This window comes from Stenotrophomonas sp. CFBP8994 (assembly GCF_034044835.1).
Classification (GTDB): domain Bacteria; phylum Pseudomonadota; class Gammaproteobacteria; order Xanthomonadales; family Xanthomonadaceae; genus Stenotrophomonas; species Stenotrophomonas rhizophila_A.
The window spans coordinates 53,658-73,414 of the sequence record NZ_JAXCWT010000006.1 but is presented as its reverse complement, the minus strand read 5'-3'; the positions used below and the strand labels follow the sequence as shown (position 1 = coordinate 73,414).

Here is a 19,757-nt window from a genome sequence, read left to right as displayed (position 1 = left end):
TTCCCGTGAGCTCCGCGCGCAGGTCTGTGAAGTGTTCTACACAGTGACCGGCGCGTCACTTTTCAGACGGCGGACCATCGACCCGTTCATGCCACGGCGGAAGCTCCAGTGCATGGCCCTTGAGCATGGCTTTGATGCGCGCGTACATCTCGCTTCTTTCCGTGTCCGCACACTGGTCGAGAATCTCCGCTGCAAGCTGTTCAAACTGCGGCCAGAACTGCGCCGGATGGCGCGTGTGCGCCAACCACTGCGCCAGCATCTCATCCAGCGCATCCAGCCGTTCCTGGATCTCGGGTCGCAGGCTCATCCCGACGGCGCCTCCAGATCAAGCGCCACACGGTAGTGGTGACCATCGTCGCGGAGCTGGACGGTCAGGTCCGGCTGCAGCACGTCATCCACATGCAGGGTGGGTTGCCCCCGCGCAGTGCGGGTCACCACGAACTCGTAGCGGCTGCGACCGAACCGGTAACTCAGCTCGAACGACGGCCAGTGGTCGGGGAGGCAGGGCGCCAGCGACAGCCGGTCGCCCTGGCGGCGGATGCCTAGCAGGGATTCGACCAGCAGGCGATACATCCAACCGGCCGAACCGGTGTACCAGGTCCATCCGCCTCGGCCCACGTGCGGCGATACCGCGTACACATCGGCGGCCAACACATAGGGTTCAACGCGGTAGGTCTGGACCGCCTCCGGGTCCAGCGCGTGGTTCAAGGGGTTGATCATGCCAGCCAACTCCCAGGCTCGGGCCGCATCGCCCTGGTGTGCAAAGGCCATCGCTGCCCACACGGCTGCGTGGGTGTACTGGCCGCCGTTCTCGCGCACGCCAGGTACGTAACCCCGAATGTATCCCGGGTCTTCCGACGTCTTGTCGAAGGGCGGATCCAGCAGCTGGATCAGCTGGGCGTCCTTTCGCACCAGGTGCGTATACAGCGAATCCAGCGCCTGCTGGGCACGCTCGGGCGCGGCAACGCCGGAGAGCACCGACCAGCTCTGGGAGATCGAATCGATGCGGCACTCCTCGCTCTGTTTCGAGCCCAACGGCGTGCCGTTGTCGAACCACGCGCGGCGATACCATTCCCCGTCCCAGGCATGCTGTTCGAGGTTCTGGCGCAGGGTGTCAGCCTGCTCCTGGCACCAGTGCGCACGGTGTTCATCGCCACGCGCATTGGCCAGGGCGATGAAGCGGCGAAGCGTGTCATGCAGGAAGAAGCCCAACCACACGCTCTCGCCGCGCTGCTGGTCGCCGACGCGGTTCATGCCGTCGTTCCAGTCGCCGCTGCCCATCAACGGAATGCCGCGTTCGCCGAGCAACCGGCAACCGCGCTCCAGCGCCAACACGCAGTGCGCATACATCGTGCCACGCAGTGCCGAAGGGGTCGGCATGTCGTAGTAGCTTTCCTCTTCCAGCGTGACTGCGCGGCCTTCGATGAAGCCGACCATTTCGTCCAGCACGGTGGCGTCGCCGGTGACCTCCAGGTAGCGGCATGCGCCCTGGGGTAGCCAGAGATAGTCGTCCGAGCACCGGGTGCGCACGCCACGCCCCTGCGGCGGGTGCCACCAGTGCATCACATCGCCTTCGGCGAACTGGTGGGCAGCGCACAGCAACAGGTGTTCGCGGGCCAGATCCGGCCGGGCGTGGATGAGTGCGAGCACATCCTGCAGCTGGTCACGGAAACCAAACGCGCCGCCGGACTGGTAGTAGCCACTGCGCGCCAGGTAGCGGCTGCCCAAGGTCTGGTAGACCAGCCAGCCATTGGCCAGCGCGTCCAGCGCCGGATCCGGGGTGCGCACCTGCACGCTGGCCAGCACATGGCGCCAGTGGATGCGCACGGCGTCCAGCGCATCGTTGGCTTCGTGGGCGCCTTGGCGGCCACGCACCAGCGCGAGCGTTTCGTCGCGGTCGCGGCCGGCGCCCAGGCGGAACGTGGTTTCACTGCGCTCGCCCGGCGCCAGTTCCAGCGGCACCTGCAGCGCCGCGCAGGGATCCAGGCCGGCGCCGGAACGCCCACCCAGGCGCTCGCGGCGCAACGCCGCCGGTGCATGCAGGCCGCCGTTGCGGCCGATGAACTCCAGGCGGTCGCAGGTCCAGCCGCAGCCCTCGGCATCGGTATCGAAGAAGGCCATGCGGCCGCCGAAATCGGTGCTGTAGGTATTGCGCGCCAGCAGCGCGCCGGTCTGCGGGTCGCGTTCGGTGACCACGTGCATGCGCGACTTCGCGCGCAGGTCACCCATCACCCATTCCACGTAACCGGTGGCCGACAGCCGCCTCGGCCTGCCCGACAGGTTGTGCAGCCGCAGCACCGAGTACTTCAGCGGCGCGGCGACGTCGACGAACACCCACAGCTCGCTGACGATGCCGTCCTCGAAGTGTTCGTACACCGTGTAGCCGAATCCGTGACGCGTACGGTACGCCCCGGTGCCCCGGCGCGGCAGCGGCATCGGCGACCAGACGCGACCGGTATCCTCGTCGCGCACGTAGAAGGCTTCGCCGCCGGTGTCGGACACCGGGTCATTGAGCCAAGGCGTCAAACGGAATTCGTGCGCGTTCTCGAACCATGTGTAGCCGGGCGCGCTCTCGCTGACCACCGTGCCCAGGCGGGCATTGGCGATCACGTTGGCCCACGGTGCCGGGGTCGGCGCGCCTTCGCGCAGCACCACCACGTATTCGCGGCCGTCCTCGCTGAAGCTGCCAGTGCCGTTGTCGAACTGGCCGGCGCCACGGTAGGGCAGGAACGGCCACGGGTCGTCCATGTCTTCGTCGTGCGCTGGGGGCGGGGGCAGGCCGGCCTCCGGGCCCAGCTCGGCGATGAGGGGCAACCCCGTCGTCTCCTCCATCGAGAGTTCCAGTTCCGCCTGCACCGCCTGCGGCACCAACGCCGGAATCCGTTTCGCGGGAGTGGATTGGCGCCCCACCTGCGCCACGAGGGTGCCATCCTCGTCGCTGATTACCGCACGCGCTACGGCCTGCAACAGGATGCGGTCTTCGTGGGTCATGTTCTGCACGGGCCGCACGAAAATGCCGCCGGGGCGGTCGAGCAGGCCCGTCTCCGAACTGGCGGCCACCATGCCCAGGATCTGGTCCTGCAGCTCCTGCCGGTAGCCCGCCTTGCTGTCGTTCCAGATCACCAGGTCGGTGTTGAGGCCCTTCTGGCGCCAATAGGCATGCGCCTGCACCAGCTGCCGGACCAGCTCCACGTTCTCTGCGTCGGTAACCTTGAGCAGCACGATGGGCAGGTCGCCCGAGATGGCATGGCCCCACAGCCCGGATTGTCCGCGCTGGTTCTGCTGGAGCACGCTTGCGCCCGCGCGCAGCAGTGGATTGGCATACAGCACGTGGCTGGCCAGGCGCTCATAGAGCTGCGCCTCGGCCTGGGTGGCATTGATCTGCCGGCGTACCACCTGGCTGTGTGTCCAGGCCAGGTCGAAGACGCGGTCGGCCAGGCGGCGGTCACGGTATTTGTCCAGCAAGGCCTCGCAACCGGGACGGTCGGCACCGATGCCATAGACCATGTCCAGCTGCACGGTCTGCTCGGGCTCCAGCACCACGCGCACACGGATGGCCACGATCGGGTCGAGCACCGAGCCGTCCGAACCGGAGAGGTCGGTGTCGGTGGTCAATGCCTGCGGCGTGCGCGGCGTGTTGCCGCGCCCGAGGAAGCGCGCCCGGTCGGTTTCGTAGGAGATCGACGCCACGTCGGCGTCATGCACGGCGACCAGATGGAACATCCACGGTGGCACTTCGTCGTGCGAGCGCGGCCGCCGCGTGCAGAGCACGGCCTGCTTGGCGGCCACGATCTCGCTCTGCACGAACAGGTTGCTGAAGGCCGGGTGCGCATCGTCAGCCGCCGCCGGTGCCAGCACCACTTCGGCATAGGTGGTGATTTCCACGGTGCGCGTGCGACGGCTGCGGTTGGTCAGGCGCAGGCGCCGGAGTTCGATGTCGTCCTCGGCGGAGATGGCCACCTGCAGGTGGCTCTCGCAGCCATGCAGCGCGCCACGGAATTCGGCCTTGGCGTCGGTGAAGATGGCCTCGTAGTTGTCCAGCGGCACGCAGGTGGGCTGGTAGGCGGCCGACCAGAACTCGCCGCTGTCCACGTCGCGCAGGTAGCAGAACGTGCCCCAGGCATCGGTGGTACCGTCCTCGCGCCAGCGCGTGAGCGACAGGTCGCCGTGGCGGCTGTAGCCGCCGCCGGCGTGGGTGAGCATGCCGTGGTAGCGACCATTGGACAGCAGCTGCACTTCGGGGCGCGGTCCGCCAGGTTTGCGCAGCACGCGCAGGGCAGTCTCGTGATGCGCCATGTCGGCGTGCTCGCCCAGCGCTTCGACCTCATGCGGATGGAACACGCCGATGCGCGGGATGCGCTCCTGCAGCAGCAGCAGCGTGGCCTGGAATTCAACATCGGCCACGAAGCGGCGCTGCATCGGCTGGTCGCGCAACAGGTAATCCAGCGACAGCAGGCCCATGCCCTGGTGGTGGGCCATGAACGACCGCAGCAGCACGTGGTCGTGCCCCGGCGGCACCCGGGCGGGGGTGTAGTCGATCGCTTCGTACATGCCGAAGCGCCCGGCGAAGCCCAATCCTTCCAGCGCCTGCAGGTTCTGGCAGGCCGCTTCCGGCGCCACCATCAGCGCCATCATGCTGGCGTAAGGCGCGATGACCCGATCCTGGCCCAGGCCACGCTTCAGCCCCAACCCCGGCACGCCGAACGCGCGGTACTGGTAGTTCAGGCGCGCATCGACGGCGTTGTAGCCGGACTCGGACACGCCCCATGGCAGGTTCAGGCTGCGGCCGTAGACGATCTGCGCTTCCACTGCATGCCGCGCGGTCTGGTCGAGCAGGGTGTCCGGGTAGCTGGGCATCACCAGCTGCGGCATGAGGTACTCGAATATCGAGCCACTCCACGACAGCAGCGTCGGCGTGCCGTTCACCTCGGTAAGCAGGCGGCCAAGGGCGAACCAGCTCTCCTGCGTCAGCTCCCCCTGGGCGATGGCCACGAAGGCGCACAGCCGCGCTTCGGAAGCGAGCAGGTCGTAGAAGCTGTTGTCGAGGCGGTGGTCGTCTACGTTGTAGCCAATGGAGAGCAGTTTGCGGGAGCGGTAGAACAGGAACCCGTATTCCATCAGCGAGAACTGCCCGGCGCGGTGCGCCAGGTCCTGCAGCTGCTCGATGCGTGCGCGTGCGTCCGCACCGGCCGTACCGGGCAGGGCGGCCAGCTGGCGCAGGCTGGGTACGGGCGCATCGGCATCCGCACTGGTATCGACCGGGATATCGGCGAGCGCCGCACAGGCGGCATGGCATTCGGCAGCGAACAGTGCCGGCCAGTGCAGGTCACCGTCCTGCGGCGATACCGGTGCCGGCCACTGCGCCAGCACGGTGTCGGCCAAACCGGCCAGCTCATGCAGGCGGGCGAGTGCTTCGGCAGCACCGCGCGGCAGGTCGGCACGCGTTGCCATCAGGCGATGACGCAGGTGGTTGAGCGCTTCGGCCAGCGGTGCGTCACCGGGGCGAAGGCGCTGCCGCTCCTCGTCCAGCACGCCGAGGGTATCGGCCAGGCCATCGAACGTGTGCGGCGCCAGTACCGGCGCGTCCACCAGTGCGAGCAGCCCCTGGCGCAGGGTAAGCAGGTGCCCGGCCAGGTTGCCGCTGTCCACGGTGGAGACGTAACGCGGCGGCAGCGGCGCCAGCGTTTCGGTGTCGTACCAGTTCAGGAAGTGGCCGCGATGACGCGGCAGCTGGTCCAGCGTGCCGAACGTGAGCGCCGTGCGTTCAGCGACCGCGCCCTGCTGCAGGTAACCGAAGTCCCACGCCGACAGGTTGGCCAGCAGGGACAGGCCGATGTTGGTCGGCGAGGTGCGGCGCGCCACCACCAGCGCCGGATGCTCCTGGATGTTGTCCGGCGGCAGCCAGTTATCCTGTTCGCGCACCCAGGCCTGGAAGAACGACCAGGTGCGCCGTGCCAGCCGGCCAAGGAACGCCCGCTGCGTGCCGGACAGTTCGGCGACGATCTCGGCCGGCGGCCGGCCCAGCCACGCCATCAACGCGGGCGCGAAGGTCCACGCCAGCAGGAAGGGCAGGGCGAGCGGCAGCGCCTGCGGACGCAGGACGGCCACTACCGCCACCAGCGCGAGCGCCAGCAGCGATCCCGGCGCCATCACCCGCCATTCTGCGCCACGGTCGCCGCCCAGGCGGCGCTCGACTTCGCTGGAGGGGTTCCACTGCAGCAGGTGGCGGCGTGTGATGCCCATGCGCCACAGCGTGCGCAGCACCGCGCCGCCGGCCAGCAGTGCTTCGAAGGGCAGGCAGGCAATCTGCGTGGCAGCGCGCAGCAACGACTGCAGCGTGCCGCGCCCGACCTTGATGTAATGCGCTTCCAGCGGCGTGTCGTCCGGCACGCTCAGGGCATCGCGCAGCATGCCGATCAGCGGCGGCGCGAACCACAGGGCCAGTACCCACGCGGTCCATGCGGCCGGGTTTTCGGCGTACAGCCAACCCGCTACCAGCAGGACCAGCGCGGCGGGGGGCACCAGGCTCCGGCGCAGGTTGTCCAGCAACTTGCCGCGCGACAGCAGGCTGAGCCGGTTGCGTTCCCAGCCTGATCCCGGGCGCGGGGTCCACGGCATCAGCCAGGGCAAAAGCTGCCAGTCGCCGCGGATCCAGCGCGCACGGCGCTTGGCGTCGGCGGCGTAGCGTTCGGGGTAGTCCTCGTACAGGCGCACGTCGCTGACCAGGCCTGCACGGGCATAGCAGCCTTCCAGCAGGTCGTGGCTGAGGATGCGGTTCTCGGGCAGGCGGCCCTCCAGCGCATGCTCGAAGGCGTCGACGTCATAGATGCCCTTGCCCACGAACGAGCCTTCGTCGAACAGGTCCTGGTAGACGTCCGAGACCATGCGGGTATACGGATCGATGCCGGGTTCGCTGCCGAACATCCGGGCAAACCGCGAGGTGCGGCGCCGGCCCAGGCTGGTGCCCACGCTGGGCTGCAGGATGCCGTAACCCTCCACCACGCGTTGCAGCGTTGGATCGAAACGCGGCCGGTTGAGCGGGTGGGCAAGGGTGGCGACGAACGCACGCGCCGCATCGCGCGGCAGCTGCGTATCCGAATCCAGGGTAATGACGTAGCGGACGCCGCGCAGCACTTCCGCGTCACCGACGATGCACATGAACGCGCTTCCATCGCCATGGCGGAGCAGGGCATTGAGCGCGGCCAGCTTGCCGCGCTTGCGCTCGTGCCCCATCCACACGCCTTCACTGGGGTTCCATTGCCGGGGCCGGTGCAGGAGGTAGAAGCGATCGCCACGTTCGGACGCGTAACGCTGGTTCAATCCCTCGATCCGTAGCACCGCGTGCGCGAGCAGGGCGTCGTCGGTCGGCAACTGCGCTTCTGCGGCGTCAAGGAAGTCGGTCAGCAGCACGAAGCGCAGCTGGGGATCGCGGTTGGCCAGGAAGCGGACCTCCAGCGCTTCGACCAGGACGTCGATGCCGTCGGTGCTGGACAGCATTGACGGCACCGCGACCACGGTGGCGCAGGCCGCAGGAATGCCCTCGCTGAAATCCAGCTTGGGCAACGGCTTGGGAGCAACCAGCACGGTCGCGGTCCAGTTCACCAGCACGATGCCCAGCTCGCTGAACACCAGCAGCCCGAGCAGGGCAGCCAGCCAGATGGGAACCTCGCCACTGCCGGTGGACAGCAGGCCCCACGTGGCCAGCACCGCCAGCAGGGTGATCGGCAGCAGGTACAGCGCAAGTGGCACGCGGTGCGCCAGTCGCCGCGCCTTGCGGTGGCGTGGCGCTGCGTCGGCCACCGCGTCAACGGTGGCATGCAGGCCTTCGCCGACCAGCCAGTAGCCCACATGCGTGCGTGGCCCGTCGGGCGGGGTAGCGGCCCGTGCCAGGTCCAGCGCGATGGTCGCAACGCGCTCTTCGGCGATGCGGCTGCCCCGGGCGATCTTCTCCACCACGTGGCGGTAGGCGTCGCGGGTACCGAAATCCATCTGCGGATAGACCGCCATGGGATCTTCCCGCAGTCGCTGCTCGACCACGCTCATGTCTTCGACAAAGGTGCGCCAATCCATGGTGGACAGGAATCGCAGGCTGCCGATGCTGTTGCTGATGGACACCTGGTCGGAGGCCTGCTGCTGCCCCTCGGCGGCCACCAGCTCTTCGATACGCTGCCCGGATGCCGCTGCCCACTGTTCGAGCCAGGCGATGGGCATGGCCCACGCGCCGCCGCGGCCCTGCAGCGAACGGGTCAGCTCGGCGATGAACGCGCCGGTCAAGGGCGGCTCGGAGCGCGCCATGTCGGCCACCACCAGCACCACGTCGGTGGGGGTGTCGGAGGCCGCGCGATTGAGGTCATCCGCCCATTGCGAGGCCAGGCGCCGGTCTTCCCCGTCGCGCATCACCCGCGCGGCCATGCGCCGCAGGTTCTCCAGCAGGGCCAGGCGCAGCATGATCGGGACGGCCCACAATTCGCCCAGGCTCAGCGGCGCGAGCGACTGGTAGGAGGCGATGAAGCGGCCCAGCGTATCGCCGTCTATCCGGCCATCCCCATGTGCGATCGCCTGCATCGACAGTTCATACACCCGCGGCAACCCGGCCGAAGGGCCGGTGGCAAGCGACGGCAACTGCCGGCTGTAGCCGCGCGGCAGGTGGCGCCGCGCAGTCTGGATCTGTTCTTCGACCAGGTAATAGTTGTCGAGCAGCCATTCCCCGGCGGGGGTGACCGGGCGCTGCTCGCGCACCACGCTGCTGAGCAGGGTGTTGGCATCCTGAAGGACGCGTTCGTTGGCCTGCAGACGTTCCAGCAGGCGCTCCGGGCTGGGCCGCATCCGCACGCGGTGCTGGCGCGCAAGCGCGCGGCCGTAGACCTCCATCTGTTCAACGCTGTAGAGCGCGGCCCGCAGCGGACCCTCGGTGGCTTCAATGGCCGGGGCCGAGGCCTGGCGCTCACGCCAGCGCCAACGAACAAGCCGCCGCAGGCGAAGCCAACGGCCAAAAAGACGGCGAAGGTGGGGCATAGGATACCGGGGAGGGGGAGGCAGGTTGCGCCTTGCATCGTTGCATTTGGGGGGACGTGCACGCTGTGAAGGTCATATATACCTCCCATGCATTAGTCATATGCCACTCCTGCGCTTTTTCCATCAATCCCCTGCACGTAGATTCTCCTGACCCCTTTGTCACGGAGTGGAACATGCAGACACGCACGATTCCCCCCACTGCGGTGGCGGGCCTGAGGACTGCATTCACCTGTGTTGTGGCCGTGCTCTTTGCCGCGACCGCCATGGCCAGCGAGCCACTGCAGATCCAATCACAGGGCAGCGTGATCGCCGGCGGCACGGTACAGCAGCAGCCGGGCACGTTCGATCCGCTGGCGCCGACCAAGCCGGATGGCCAGAGCTACCACGGCGATCATGTCTACGCCTTCTACCAGGTGCCGGTGAAGGCGCGGCCGTTGCCCATCGTGATGTGGCACGGCGCGGGCCAGTCGTCCAAGAGCTGGGAAACCACGGCCGACGGTCGCGAGGGCTTCCAGAACCTGTTCCTGCGTCGTCGCTTCACCACCTATCTGATCGATCAGCCGCGGCGCGGAAAAGCTGGCCGAAGCATGGTCGAGTCCACACTGAAGCCCGTGGCGGACGAGCAGATGTGGTTCAACCAGTTCCGCATTGGCCTGTGGCCCGAGTACTTTCGTGACAGCCAGTTCCCCAAGGGCGAGGCCGCGCTTGAGCAGTTCTTCCGCTCGGTCACGCCCAACACCGGCCCCTATGACATCGGGGTGGTCTCCGATGGGGTGGTCGCTCTGCTGGAAAGGACCGGGCCGGCGATCCTGTTCACCCATTCGCAGGCCGGCGGCCCAGGCTGGATGACGGCAATCAAGACCCCGAACGTGCGCGCCATCGTTGCCTTCGAGCCCGGCAGCAGCTTCGTCTTCGCCAAGGACGATGCACCGGCACCCATTCCGAGCGCCTTCGATACCGTCGCACCCGTGGTGGTCTCGCCCGAGGAGTTCAAGGCGCTGACGCGCATCCCCATCCTGGTGCTGTACGGCGACAACATTCCCGAAAAGCCGATGCGCATGCCCGCGCAGGACAGCTGGCGGGCGCGCCTGGAAATGGCACGCGCCTGGCGCGACGCCGTCAACCGTCAGGGTGGGAATGTCACCCTGATCCACCTGCCGGAGATCGGCATCCGTGGCAACAGCCATTTCCCGTTCTCGGACCTCAACAACGTGCAGATCGCCGACCTGGTGAGCGATTTCCTGCAGAAGCAACATCTGGACGGTACGAGCACGGAGCACCACGAATGAAGCACCTGATGCGCGCCTCGCTGCTGGCAATATCCCTCGGCCTGGCAGCAGGCACCGCCTCCGCTGCGGACTACCGGCTCAATCCGTTCAAACTGGCCTACGAAGGTGCGATCACGCAGAACGTGCCCGGCGAGGTCAATGTCCATCCGGTGACCTATCCGCTGAATGGAATCGAGATCGCGGCCAATTTCTACACGCCGCCCAACTTCGATGCCGCCCGGAAATACCCCACCATCGTGATCGCCCACCCCAATGGCGGGGTCAAAGAGCAGGTGGCTGGTCTGTATGCACAGCGTCTGGCCGAGCAGGGCTACATCACCATTACCGCCGATGCCGCCTATCAGGGGGCAAGTGGCGGCCAGCCCCGGAGCGTGGACAAACCTGCGCACCGCATCGAGGACATCCACGGCATGGCCGATTTCATCAGCCGATTCCCTTGGGTGGACACCAGACGCCTGGGCCTGCTGGGCATCTGTGGCGGCGGTGGCTACTCGCTGGCGGCCGCCCAGACCGACAAGCGTTTCAAGGCGGTGGCAACGATCAGCATGTTCAATTCCGGTCGCGTGCGCCGCAACGGCTATGCTGATTCGCAGCTGGACACCCTCCAGCAACGCCTGCAACAGGCCTCCCAGGCGCGTGCACAGGAGGCCGCTGGCGGCGAAGTACTTTACTCCGGTGACGCCAACCTGACCGACGAACAGATCGCCAAGCTCCCCTTCGACCTGTACCGGCAAGGCTACGAGTACTACTGGAAGACCCACGCGCACCCCAATTCCACGTTCCGCTATACCACCAGCAGCCTGCTCGACCTGATGCGCTGGGACGCGACCAACCAGATCGAACTGATCAACCAGCCGTTGCTGATGATCGCCGGCAGCAAGGCTGACAGCCTGTACATGACCCAGGACGCCTTCGCCAAGGCAACCGGCACCACCGACAAGGAGCTGGTGCTGCTCGATGGTGCCACCCATATCGAAACCTACTAGGTACCGCGCTACGTGGATGCCGCAGTGGCCAAGCTCGACACCTTCTACGCCCGGACACTGACCCAATGACCGATCAACGCACTTCCACCGGCCGCAACGCGGTGCTTGGCCTTGCCCTGAGCGTGGCCGCTCCGTTCGCCGGTGCGGCCGAATCTGCGACGCAGCAGATTGCCCGTGCCGGCACGCAGGCTTCGTTCGCAGGCCCAGCGAAAAACTTCATCGGCAAGGTCCGCGTAGACCCGCTGTTTGCCGCCGACGCAGAGGTTGAAGCCTCCTCCGCGTATGTAAGCTTCGAGCCAGGCGCGCATTCGGCCTGGCATACCCATCCTGCCGGGCAGCGCCTGGTGGTGACGTCGGGCGTTGGGCTCACGCAGGAATGGGGCAAACCGGCACAGCGGATCCACCCTGGTGATGTGGTGGTGTGCCCGGCCGGCGTGAAGCACTGGCACGGTGCGGCGCCGCACAGCGCGATGACCCATCTTGCGGTCACAGGCGTGGCCGAGGGCAAGACGGTCACGTGGATGGAACAGGTAAGTGACGCGCAATACAACGAGGCCGCCGCGATCTTCGATGTGCCGGTTACGGGTGCGTTGTCGGCGCGGCAGCAGGCGATTCCGCTGATCGCCGCTGCTGCGGCTACCAGCAACCTCCCGCAGCTCAATGCGGCCCTGAACCGCGGGCTGGACGCCGGGCTCAGCATCAGCGAGGCCAAGGAAATCCTGGTACAGATGTATGCCTACACCGGCTTCCCGAAAAGCCTCAACGCCCTCGGCGAGTTGATGGCGGTGGTGGAAGCGCGCAAAGGGAAGGGTATTACCGATGCGCCCGGCCAGCCACCCAGCGGCGAGATTCCGGTGGGCGCGGCGCTGCGTGCCGTGGGCACAGCCAACCAGACCCGCATTTCCGGCGCGCCGGTAAAGGGCCCGGTGATGGAGTTCGCCCCGGTCATTAACCAGTTCCTGCAATCGCACCTGTTTGGCGACATCTTCGAGCGCGACAACCTGGACTGGCAAGGCCGCGAACTGGCCACGGTGGGCGCGTTGGCGGCCATGCCCGGCGTGGAAGCCCAACTGCGTTCACACATGGCGGCCAGCCAGCGATTGGGGCTGAGCCGCGCACAGCTGGAGCACGTGGCCCGGCTGCTGGCCGATAGCGGCGACCCGGCCGCAGCTGCGCGAGCTGCGCAGGCGCTCGAAAAAACACCTGCGCCGTCGCCCTGATACCCACGCCAATCATCCCGGAGACCGTCATGAGCACACTGCCTGCAAGTCCACAACGCCGCTCCATGTTGATTGGCGCCGCTACGTTGGCGGCGCTGCCGCTGACCGGCACGATCGCCGCCGCGCCATCGGCGGAGGCTGCTGCCGTTCGCGGGGCTGTTGCTTCAGCGCAGGGTGCCGCAGCACCCGCGCTGACCGGTCGCCGAATGCTGGGCACGCTGGAAGTATCCAGCGTGGGCCTGGGCGTGCAGAACATGAGCCGCACCTACCAGACCACCATTCCCTCGCGCCCCGAGATGCTGCGCATCATCCGTACCGCGTTCGATCAGGGCCTTACCTTCTACGACGCGGCAGAAGCCTACGGCCCGCATGAGGTGGAAAGAATTCTGGGCGAGGGTGTGGCGCCCTTCCGCAATGATGTTGTCATTGCTACCAAATTCGGCTGGAACATCGACCTTGAGACCGGGGCGCGTGGCCCGGGCCTGATCAGCCGGCCGGCGCACATCAAGGCAGTGGTGGAAGGCATGCTCAAGCGCCTGCGCACCGACCGCATCGACCTGCTGTACCAACACCGGGTGGATCCGCAGGTGCCGATCGAGGATGTGGCCGGGGCGATCAAGGATCTGATGACCCAAGGCAAGGTCCTGCACTGGGGCCTGTGCGAGATGGGCCTGAAGACCCTGCGACGTGCGCATGCCACGCTGCCCCTTTCCGCTGTGCAGAGCGAGTACTCGATGCTGTGGCGCGGACCGGAGCGGGAGGTGCTTTCGGCGTGCGAGGAGCTTGGAATCGGCTTTGTCCCCTGGAGCCCGCTTGGCGTCGGGTTCCTCACCGGTGCCATTGATGGACGCACACGGTTTGCCGAGGGCGACATCCGGGCCAATGAAACGCGATTCACCCCTGCCAACATCGAACACAACCTGGCGTTGGTGAACATCCTCGCCGCCTGGGCTGAGCGCAAGCAGGCAACGCCTGCGCGCATTGCCCTGGCTTGGCTGATGGCCCAGAAGCCATGGATCGTTCCCATTCCCGGCACCACGCAGATGGCACATCTGCTGGACAACATAGGGGCAGCCGAGGTGCACTTCAGCGCCAGCGAGCTGCGGGAGCTGAACAGAGCCGTCGCTGCAGTAGCCGTGCAGGGCGAACGGCTTCCGCCCGCGGTGCAGGCCTACAGCGACGTGGAAGCGCCGCTGCGTTGACGATCACTCCCGGTAGCGCAGGGCGTCACGCAACACCGTGAACGCAGGCGAAGACTGCCGGCGGCTGGGGTAGTAAAGGTGGTAACCCGGGAACGACGGGCACCAGTCCTGCAGTACGTGCACCAGCGTGCCGGCCTGCACGTGCGGGCGCACCAGGTCTTCGGGCATGTAGGCCAGACCCAGCCCTTCCAGCGCTGCGCCCAAGCGCAGGGCGACATTGTTGAACACCAGCTGGCCTTCCACCCGGACCTTGAGCTCCTGGCCCTTCTTCTCGAATTCCCACGCGAAGATGCCGCCGTGCGTGGGCAGGCGGATGGTGATGCAGTTGTGCTGGGTGAGATCGTGCGGCGACTTCGGCTTGGCGTGACGCTGGAAGTAGGCCGGTGAGCCCACCACCGCCATCCGAAGGTCCGGACCGACGCGTACGGCGATCATGTCTTTGGCCACCTGCTCGCCCATCCGGATGCCGGCATCGAAGCCTTCGGCCACGATGTCGGTGAGGCCGTAGTCGACGATTACTTCGATATTGAGGTCCGGATGCTGGGGCAGCAGTTTGCCCAGCACCGGCTGCATGACCGTATGCGCTGCATGCTCGCCGGCGGTGATGCGCAGGCGCCCTGCAGGCTTGTCACGGAAGGCATTGAGCTGGGCCAGCTCGGCATCGATCTCCTCGAAACGCGGGGCGATCACCTGCAGCAGCTGCTCGCCCGCTTCGGTGGGGGAAACGCTTCGCGTCGTGCGGGCCAGCAGGCGCACGCCCAGCCGCTCCTCCAGTTGGCGCATGGACCGGCTGAGCGCCGGCTGGGACATGCCCAGCTGGGCAGCGGCCCGGGTAAAGCTGCGCTCACGCGCCACCAGGGCAAACATCGCCAACTGGTCGTAATTCTCGATGGCCATTGATGCGCTCCGGATATAAGCGATATCCGATTATGCCCATGCAAGTATGCGTTTGGGAGGCGTAGATTTCTCCCATGAGCATTTCATCTCCAAACCCTGGCCGCCGCGCGGTGGTGGCTGCACTGGCATCGCTCCCCTTGGGCTGCACTGCGGCAGACCCCGAACAGCAGACAGCATCGGCGTCCTCGACCCGGACGCTGGTGGCGTACTTCTCGCGTTCGGGAAACACCCGTGTGATTGCCGGGTTGATCCATCGCAGCCTGCCGAGCGATCTGTTCGAGATCCAGCCGGCAGAAGAATACCCGGCCGACTATCTGGAAACGGTAGCGAAGGCCAGACAGGAAAGGGACGACGGCGTTGAGCCTGCATTGCGCGCGTCCATCGACGACATGAGCCGCTACGACACCGTGTACCTGGGATTCCCGATCTGGGGTGAAACCGCGCCTCCGGTGATCCGCTCCTTCCTGTCACGGCACGACATGAGCGGCAAGACCATCGTGCCCTTCATTACCCATGGCGGTTATGGCGTAGGCAGCAGCCTTCGCGTGCTCGCACGCCATGCACCCGATGCTCGCATCCTGGAGGCCTTCACGATGGAAGCCGATCAGGAGCGCAGGACCATGCAGACGGTCAACGCCTGGTTGGCCACTCCCCCCACTGTTCGATGAGGACGCCACGATGAAAACCCGCATTCTTGGACAAGGCCTTGAAGTTTCCGCCCTCGGCCTGGGCTGCATGGGCATGAGTTCGGGCTACGGCCCGGCGGCAGACAAGCAGGAGATGATCGCGCTGATCCGCACGGCGGTGGAGCGGGGCATTACCCACTTCGATACGGCGGAGGCCTATGGCCCGTTCGCCAATGAAGAGTTGGTGGGCGAGGCGCTGGCGCCGGTGCGCGACCAGGTGGTGATCGCCACCAAGTTCGGTTTCGATATCGACCCGGTAACCGGTGCGCGTGGACCGGGCACCAACAGCCAGCCGGCGCATATCAAGGCGGCCGTCGAGGCGAGCCTGAAGCGGTTGCGTACCGAGCGCATCGACCTGCTGTACCAGCACCGGGTAGACCCGGCGGTGCCGATTGAGGACGTGGCCGGTGCGGTGAAGGAACTGATTGCGGAAGGGAAGGTAGGGCACTTCGGGCTGTCCGAAGCAGGGTTGCAGACCATCCGCCGGGCACATGCGGTGCAGCCGCTGACGGCCGTGCAGAGTGAGTACTCGCTGTTCTGGCGCGAGCCGGAAAACGAGCTGCTGCCCCTGCTGGAAGAACTGGACATCGGCTTCGTGCCCTTCAGCCCATTGGGCGCCGGGTTCCTCACCGGCAAGATCGATGAGAACACCCAGTTCGACGCCAGCGATTTCCGTAACGTGGTGCCGCGCTTCTCTGCAGAAGCCCGCAAGGCCAACATGGCATTGGTGGATGTGGTCAAGGCACTGGCCGTCGAGAAGGGTGCCACGCCTGCGCAGGTTGCCTTGGCTTGGCTGCTGGCACAGAAGCCGTGGATCTCACCCATTCCCGGCACGACAAAGCTGCACCGCCTTGACGAGAATCTGGGTGCGTTGGACCTGATTCTGCAGCCGGCCGACCTGCAACGGATCAATGGCGAACTGGCCCATATACGCATCAGCGGCGAGCGTTTGCCCGAAGCTGCGTTGAAGATGACGGGTAGGTAGGCGGGTAATTCGCTGGCATGATGCCGGAAGTCAGGATCAGGGAGTGCTGTCGTCCAATGGCGAGGTCATGCACACGGCTCGCGTACCGGATGCTGGCCTCGCCAGCGTTTCCTTCGCTTATCAGGTGTGCGCGGAAAGTGTTACTTACATGAGCCTTGCGCCAGCGGTCGTGCCTGCCTGCAGGGTGTCAGCGCGGCTCACTCGCTTACTGGCGCAGGGCGGGCTGCCGTTCGGGTCGGATGCACAGGGCAAGGTGATCCATACGCTGGCACCGGACGCAGCGCAGCGGTAACGCCATCCACTTCAATGGACTTCGCATGCACACTGAAATCCGGCAGCACGAGGAAGCCCTGCGCGTTGCGATGCTCACCAGCGACGTGGAGGCCCTGGAATCACTGATCGCAGACGACCTGATTTTTGTGGGGCCGTCAGGCGATGTTTTTCACAAGCAGGATGATCTGGCGCTGCATCGTTCCGGACGCCAGAAGCTCACCTTGGCAGAGTGGCGATCTGTAGAGATCTCCGCGCAAGGGCAGGCCGCTGTAACCTCGGTAACAGCCGAACTGGCAGGCACGTTCGACGGCGCTGCGTTCGCAGGGCACTTCAGGTACTGCCGCTTCTGGGTGAAAACGGCGAGCGGCTGGCAGGTGCTGGGAGGTTCGGTTATCGCGTTACCATCGGCCTGAACCCACTGCTGGAAGCACCTCATGATGAAATCTGGCCTGTTGCTGATTGCGCTGATGATGTCTGCCGGGCAGGCTCTGGCCACGCCGTCATGGGGCGCGCCCAGTTCCAGCCCGGCCAACACGTCGCCCGCCGCGCTCAAGCCGGGCGAGTGGGTGTGGGGCGGCGATTCAAAAGCGATGGGCCCGATGGCGGTGGTGGTGAGCATCACCGAGCAGCGCGCCTACGTTTACCGCAACGGACTGCTGGAAGCCGTGTCCACGGTGAGCACCGGCAAGCCCGGTCACGAAACGCCCACGGGTGTGTTCACCATCCTGCAGAAGGACAAGGACCACCATTCCAGCAAGTACAACGACGCCGCCATGCCGTACCAGGAACGTCTTACCTGGGATGGTATTGCCCTGCATGCCGGCGGATTGCCGGGGTACCCGGAATCTCATGGCTGCGTGCACCTGCCCACCGAGTTTGCCCGGCGGCTGTTCGGGGCGACCAACATGGGCATGGTGGTGGTGATCGCCAAGGAGGGCGTGTCCGATCCGACGCTGGTGCACCCCCACGTGGCCAGCCCGATCGATCCGGGCACGGGCAAGGAAGTGCTGGATGTTCCGCTGGGCACCCAGGAGCAATACCGCTGGCAGCCGGAGGTGGCGCCTACCGGCGTGGTGTCGCTGCTGCTCAGCACCAGCGACCGCCGGTTGTTCGCGTACCGGGACGGCAAGGAGATCGGCCGTTCGCGGGTGGATTTCCGCAACGGCGCAGCGCCGACCGGGACGCGTGCCTACATGGCCGCCAACAGCAAGGTGCCTGCCGGTGAGCCGTCATGGGTTGAGGTAGGCATCCCGGGGGAGGAAGCCGAAGGGGGCACGGCGCTCAGCCAGGCCGACGAGCAGCGGGTGCTGCTGCCAGACGGCTTCCGCACCGCGTTGAAGCCGATCCTGCAGCCGGGCGTCGTGTTGCTGGTAACAGACAAGCACGTGCTCCCCGAAACTACCGGGCCGGCGCTGCAGGTACTCAATGCAGACCAGCCCGCGCTGTGAGCGGACTGCCCGCCATTCGCTAGAGCGATGGATTCGGAAGGAAGTGGGCGACCGTTCTCACGACAGCGGCAATGGGCAGTGCGATCGCGACCGCATGCGTGAAACGGTTGCTGGGACCGCGCTGGAACGGGATCCAACCTGTCAGTGCAATCGTGCACAGTGAGAAGATCGCCACTGAGGCGCCGGTTGCCATTATCGCCAGGCAGAAGCTGATGAACGCGAAAAGTTCTACTGCAAGTTCAATATAGGTACGCTGCTTCATCGTTGCTCAACTATGCGGCCATCATCTTCCTTGACCGCTTCGAACAGCGGCGCCGCGATGGTATCACGACTCATTCGTATTTCAGAGGCTTCGGAATGTCAGTTCTCTATCCCGCCATGCAGCCCGTTCGCGCCGAACTGCGCCTTGATCTGGTTGATTCCTCTGGAAATCCGACGCATGAAATGCGCCCGGCGGACGCGCGCCCGTTGGCAGTTTCTGTTCGAAAGAACCATCCGTGGTTCTCGTTCTGCATCAACGACACTACGGTCGGCGCCGTTCTGCCAGGCACCGCTGTGACATGCAGCATATCCTTCATCAATCATGTTGAAGCGATGGAGGAATTTCCTCGGGGAGCCTCCGTCCTGTTCGGGGATGGCGCCGTGACCAAGGGCGTGCTGCGGCTGGAGTAGCACGCCGCGCTTTCGCGCAGTGTCCGTCCTGTCCGATTGCCGATATGATCCGCACATTGGGCCGATGGGGATCGGCACTCATCAAGGAAGAGATATGGTCATGAAGTCGTTCGTTCGCGCACTGACCTCGCTGCTGTTGTGCTTGCTGGCTTCGTGCAAGCTCGACTATTCGATGGTCCGGGTTGCGCCACCCGGTGTGCCTGTCGCGCATGTGGTGAGTGCGATCAACCACATGGGTGAACCTGGGGCGGTGATATCCAAGGTCAACGGAAAGGGTGTGCGCGGCCCCAATGGAATGGGCTACGAGATCCAGGTGCCCGCAGGGCGTAATACGCTGTTTCTCGCGTACTTCAACGGCATGCGCTACTCCCTGAGTGAACAGGTGATGGATTTCGAGGAAGGGGGCTACTACGTGCTTGCACCCACCCCCGATTTCGACAATTCGAGGGTGCGCTACACCATAACGCGCGTGACACCCGAGCAGTTCCAGATATCCATGTGCAGGGCGCAGCGCCAAGTCCACCAGGCCATGAAGAGCATCAATCCACAGAAAACACCGGCTTGCGATGTACTTCCAACGCAGTCCCGGCAGGGCTGACCGCAAAGACCGCCCCGCATTCAGCTACCTGTTTCATACATTCAGCTTCTTCACAATCCATGTACGTAGCGCAGCGCAATGATTGGTCCGGCAGAGGGGGCGCTATTTAACCAAGACCCAAGAAGGAGTGCTGGAATGATCATGAACAAGAAGAGTGTGGTGTTGACGCGTACGCTGGGCGTGGCGCTCGTCGCCGCTTTGGGCCTTGGCGGTTGCGCCACCTATAAGGATGAGTTCGCGACGATCAACTCGCGCCTCGATTCCCTTGATACCAAGGTGAACAGCGCAGCGCAGAGTGCTGAATCGGCCAATCAGTCGGCCCAGCAGGCAAACCAGCGCCTGGATCAGATTGAAAGCCGTGTGCAGCGTCTGGAAACTGTCCCGCCGAAGCGTCAGCCGCGCGGCTGATAGCTTCGTTGCAGATGCAGTATCGAAGTGCGTAAACCAGGACCCGGTGGCCTTTGATGGCCACCGGTTTCTTTGCTT

General features: G+C 65.7%; 16 protein-coding genes and 1 pseudogene. 13 read left to right on the top strand and 4 right to left on the bottom strand.

The window, feature by feature from the left end:
- Positions 1-55 precede the first annotated feature (55 nt).
- Positions 56-307, bottom strand: a complete 252-nt coding sequence (locus SOM39_RS16480) for a hypothetical protein (protein ID WP_320458965.1) — start codon at positions 305-307, stop codon at positions 56-58.
- Positions 304-9,015: a GH36-type glycosyl hydrolase domain-containing protein gene (locus tag SOM39_RS16475; RefSeq protein WP_320458964.1), complete on the bottom strand. Its 8,712-nt coding sequence runs from the start codon at positions 9,013-9,015 to the stop codon at positions 304-306. The genes SOM39_RS16480 and SOM39_RS16475 overlap by 4 nt, the downstream gene beginning before the upstream one ends.
- Positions 9,016-9,188: 173 nt before the next feature.
- Here SOM39_RS16475 and SOM39_RS16470 point away from each other — a divergent pair, with 173 nt between their 5' ends.
- The 5 genes and pseudogenes from SOM39_RS16470 (at position 9,189) to SOM39_RS16455 (ending at position 13,712) form a co-directional block, all read left to right on the top strand.
- Positions 9,189-10,304 carry an alpha/beta fold hydrolase gene (locus tag SOM39_RS16470; RefSeq protein WP_320458963.1) on the top strand — a complete coding sequence of 372 codons (1,116 nt, stop codon included), beginning with the start codon at positions 9,189-9,191 and terminating at the stop codon, positions 10,302-10,304.
- The gene (locus SOM39_RS16465; protein WP_320458962.1) at positions 10,301-11,290 is read left to right on the top strand and encodes an alpha/beta hydrolase; all 990 of its coding nucleotides are present in this window, start codon (positions 10,301-10,303) and stop codon (positions 11,288-11,290) included. Before SOM39_RS16470 ends, SOM39_RS16465 begins: the two co-directional genes overlap by 4 nt.
- A gap of 65 nt (positions 11,291-11,355) precedes the next feature.
- Positions 11,356-11,838: pseudogene (locus SOM39_RS19310) on the top strand ((R)-mandelonitrile lyase); the annotation flags it as partial.
- On the top strand, positions 11,812-12,510 hold the full coding sequence (locus SOM39_RS19305; RefSeq protein ID WP_414715892.1) for a carboxymuconolactone decarboxylase family protein: 699 nt from the start codon (positions 11,812-11,814) through the stop codon (positions 12,508-12,510). The pseudogene SOM39_RS19310 and the gene SOM39_RS19305, both read left to right, overlap by 27 nt.
- Before the next feature lie 206 nt (positions 12,511-12,716).
- On the top strand, positions 12,717-13,712 hold the full coding sequence (locus tag SOM39_RS16455; protein ID WP_414715891.1) for an aldo/keto reductase: 996 nt from the start codon (positions 12,717-12,719) through the stop codon (positions 13,710-13,712).
- A 3-nt stretch (positions 13,713-13,715) separates the two neighbouring features.
- Here the strand turns inward: SOM39_RS16455 and SOM39_RS16450 are convergent, their stop codons facing one another.
- Positions 13,716-14,609: a LysR family transcriptional regulator gene (locus tag SOM39_RS16450; protein ID WP_320458959.1), complete on the bottom strand. Its 894-nt coding sequence runs from the start codon at positions 14,607-14,609 to the stop codon at positions 13,716-13,718.
- Between the two features lie 74 nt (positions 14,610-14,683).
- Between SOM39_RS16450 and SOM39_RS16445 the strand changes: the two genes are divergently transcribed.
- From SOM39_RS16445 to SOM39_RS16425, 5 genes are read left to right on the top strand one after another with little or no spacing between them, the layout of a single operon-like run.
- Positions 14,684-15,277, top strand: coding sequence for a flavodoxin (locus tag SOM39_RS16445; RefSeq protein WP_320458958.1), 594 nt, complete (start codon positions 14,684-14,686; stop codon positions 15,275-15,277).
- A 10-nt stretch (positions 15,278-15,287) separates the two neighbouring features.
- Entirely contained in the window at positions 15,288-16,280 is a 993-nt protein-coding gene (locus SOM39_RS16440; RefSeq protein WP_320458957.1) for an aldo/keto reductase, read from the top strand.
- 43 nt (positions 16,281-16,323) lie between these two features.
- Complete coding sequence (locus SOM39_RS16435) at positions 16,324-16,572, top strand: hypothetical protein (RefSeq protein WP_320458956.1); 249 nt, start codon at positions 16,324-16,326, stop codon at positions 16,570-16,572.
- Between the two features lie 25 nt (positions 16,573-16,597).
- The gene (locus SOM39_RS16430) at positions 16,598-16,966 is read left to right on the top strand and encodes a nuclear transport factor 2 family protein (protein WP_320458955.1); all 369 of its coding nucleotides are present in this window, start codon (positions 16,598-16,600) and stop codon (positions 16,964-16,966) included.
- A gap of 24 nt (positions 16,967-16,990) precedes the next feature.
- Positions 16,991-18,001, top strand: coding sequence for a L,D-transpeptidase (locus SOM39_RS16425; RefSeq protein WP_320458954.1), 1,011 nt, complete (start codon positions 16,991-16,993; stop codon positions 17,999-18,001).
- Positions 18,002-18,020: 19 nt separating this feature from the next.
- Here the strand turns inward: SOM39_RS16425 and SOM39_RS16420 are convergent, their stop codons facing one another.
- A complete protein-coding gene (locus SOM39_RS16420; protein WP_320458953.1) occupies positions 18,021-18,263 on the bottom strand; it encodes a hypothetical protein in 243 nt (80 codons plus the stop codon).
- Between the two features lie 2 nt (positions 18,264-18,265).
- Between SOM39_RS16420 and SOM39_RS16415 the strand changes: the two genes are divergently transcribed.
- From SOM39_RS16415 to SOM39_RS16405, 3 genes are all read left to right on the top strand, one after another.
- The gene (locus SOM39_RS16415) at positions 18,266-18,673 is read left to right on the top strand and encodes a hypothetical protein (protein WP_320458952.1); all 408 of its coding nucleotides are present in this window, start codon (positions 18,266-18,268) and stop codon (positions 18,671-18,673) included.
- Positions 18,674-18,773: 100 nt separating this feature from the next.
- Positions 18,774-19,271, top strand: coding sequence for a hypothetical protein (locus SOM39_RS16410; protein WP_320458951.1), 498 nt, complete (start codon positions 18,774-18,776; stop codon positions 19,269-19,271).
- Between the two features lie 135 nt (positions 19,272-19,406).
- The gene (locus tag SOM39_RS16405) at positions 19,407-19,679 is read left to right on the top strand and encodes a hypothetical protein (RefSeq protein ID WP_210132571.1); all 273 of its coding nucleotides are present in this window, start codon (positions 19,407-19,409) and stop codon (positions 19,677-19,679) included.
- The last annotated feature ends 78 nt before the right edge of the window (positions 19,680-19,757 follow it).

What these genes read in the sequence shown, in the direction of transcription:
- SOM39_RS16425 (WP_320458954.1), top strand. Translation starts at nt 16,991, where the DNA reads ATGAAATCTGGCCTGTTGCTGATTGCGCTGATGATGTCTGCCGGGCAG.
- SOM39_RS16430 (WP_320458955.1), top strand. Translation starts at nt 16,598, where the DNA reads ATGCACACTGAAATCCGGCAGCACGAGGAAGCCCTGCGCGTTGCGATG.
- SOM39_RS19305 (WP_414715892.1), top strand. Translation starts at nt 11,812, where the DNA reads ATGGAACAGGTAAGTGACGCGCAATACAACGAGGCCGCCGCGATCTTC.
- SOM39_RS16440 (WP_320458957.1), top strand. Translation starts at nt 15,288, where the DNA reads ATGAAAACCCGCATTCTTGGACAAGGCCTTGAAGTTTCCGCCCTCGGC.
- SOM39_RS16450 (WP_320458959.1), bottom strand. Translation starts at nt 14,609, where the DNA reads ATGGCCATCGAGAATTACGACCAGTTGGCGATGTTTGCCCTGGTGGCG.
- SOM39_RS16455 (WP_414715891.1), top strand. Translation starts at nt 12,717, where the DNA reads ATGCTGGGCACGCTGGAAGTATCCAGCGTGGGCCTGGGCGTGCAGAAC.
- SOM39_RS16475 (WP_320458964.1), bottom strand. Translation starts at nt 9,015, where the DNA reads ATGCCCCACCTTCGCCGTCTTTTTGGCCGTTGGCTTCGCCTGCGGCGG.
- SOM39_RS16465 (WP_320458962.1), top strand. Translation starts at nt 10,301, where the DNA reads ATGAAGCACCTGATGCGCGCCTCGCTGCTGGCAATATCCCTCGGCCTG.
- SOM39_RS16420 (WP_320458953.1), bottom strand. Translation starts at nt 18,263, where the DNA reads ATGAAGCAGCGTACCTATATTGAACTTGCAGTAGAACTTTTCGCGTTC.
- SOM39_RS16470 (WP_320458963.1), top strand. Translation starts at nt 9,189, where the DNA reads ATGCAGACACGCACGATTCCCCCCACTGCGGTGGCGGGCCTGAGGACT.
- SOM39_RS16445 (WP_320458958.1), top strand. Translation starts at nt 14,684, where the DNA reads ATGAGCATTTCATCTCCAAACCCTGGCCGCCGCGCGGTGGTGGCTGCA.
- SOM39_RS16480 (WP_320458965.1), bottom strand. Translation starts at nt 307, where the DNA reads ATGAGCCTGCGACCCGAGATCCAGGAACGGCTGGATGCGCTGGATGAG.
- SOM39_RS16410 (WP_320458951.1), top strand. Translation starts at nt 18,774, where the DNA reads ATGAAGTCGTTCGTTCGCGCACTGACCTCGCTGCTGTTGTGCTTGCTG.
- SOM39_RS16405 (WP_210132571.1), top strand. Translation starts at nt 19,407, where the DNA reads ATGATCATGAACAAGAAGAGTGTGGTGTTGACGCGTACGCTGGGCGTG.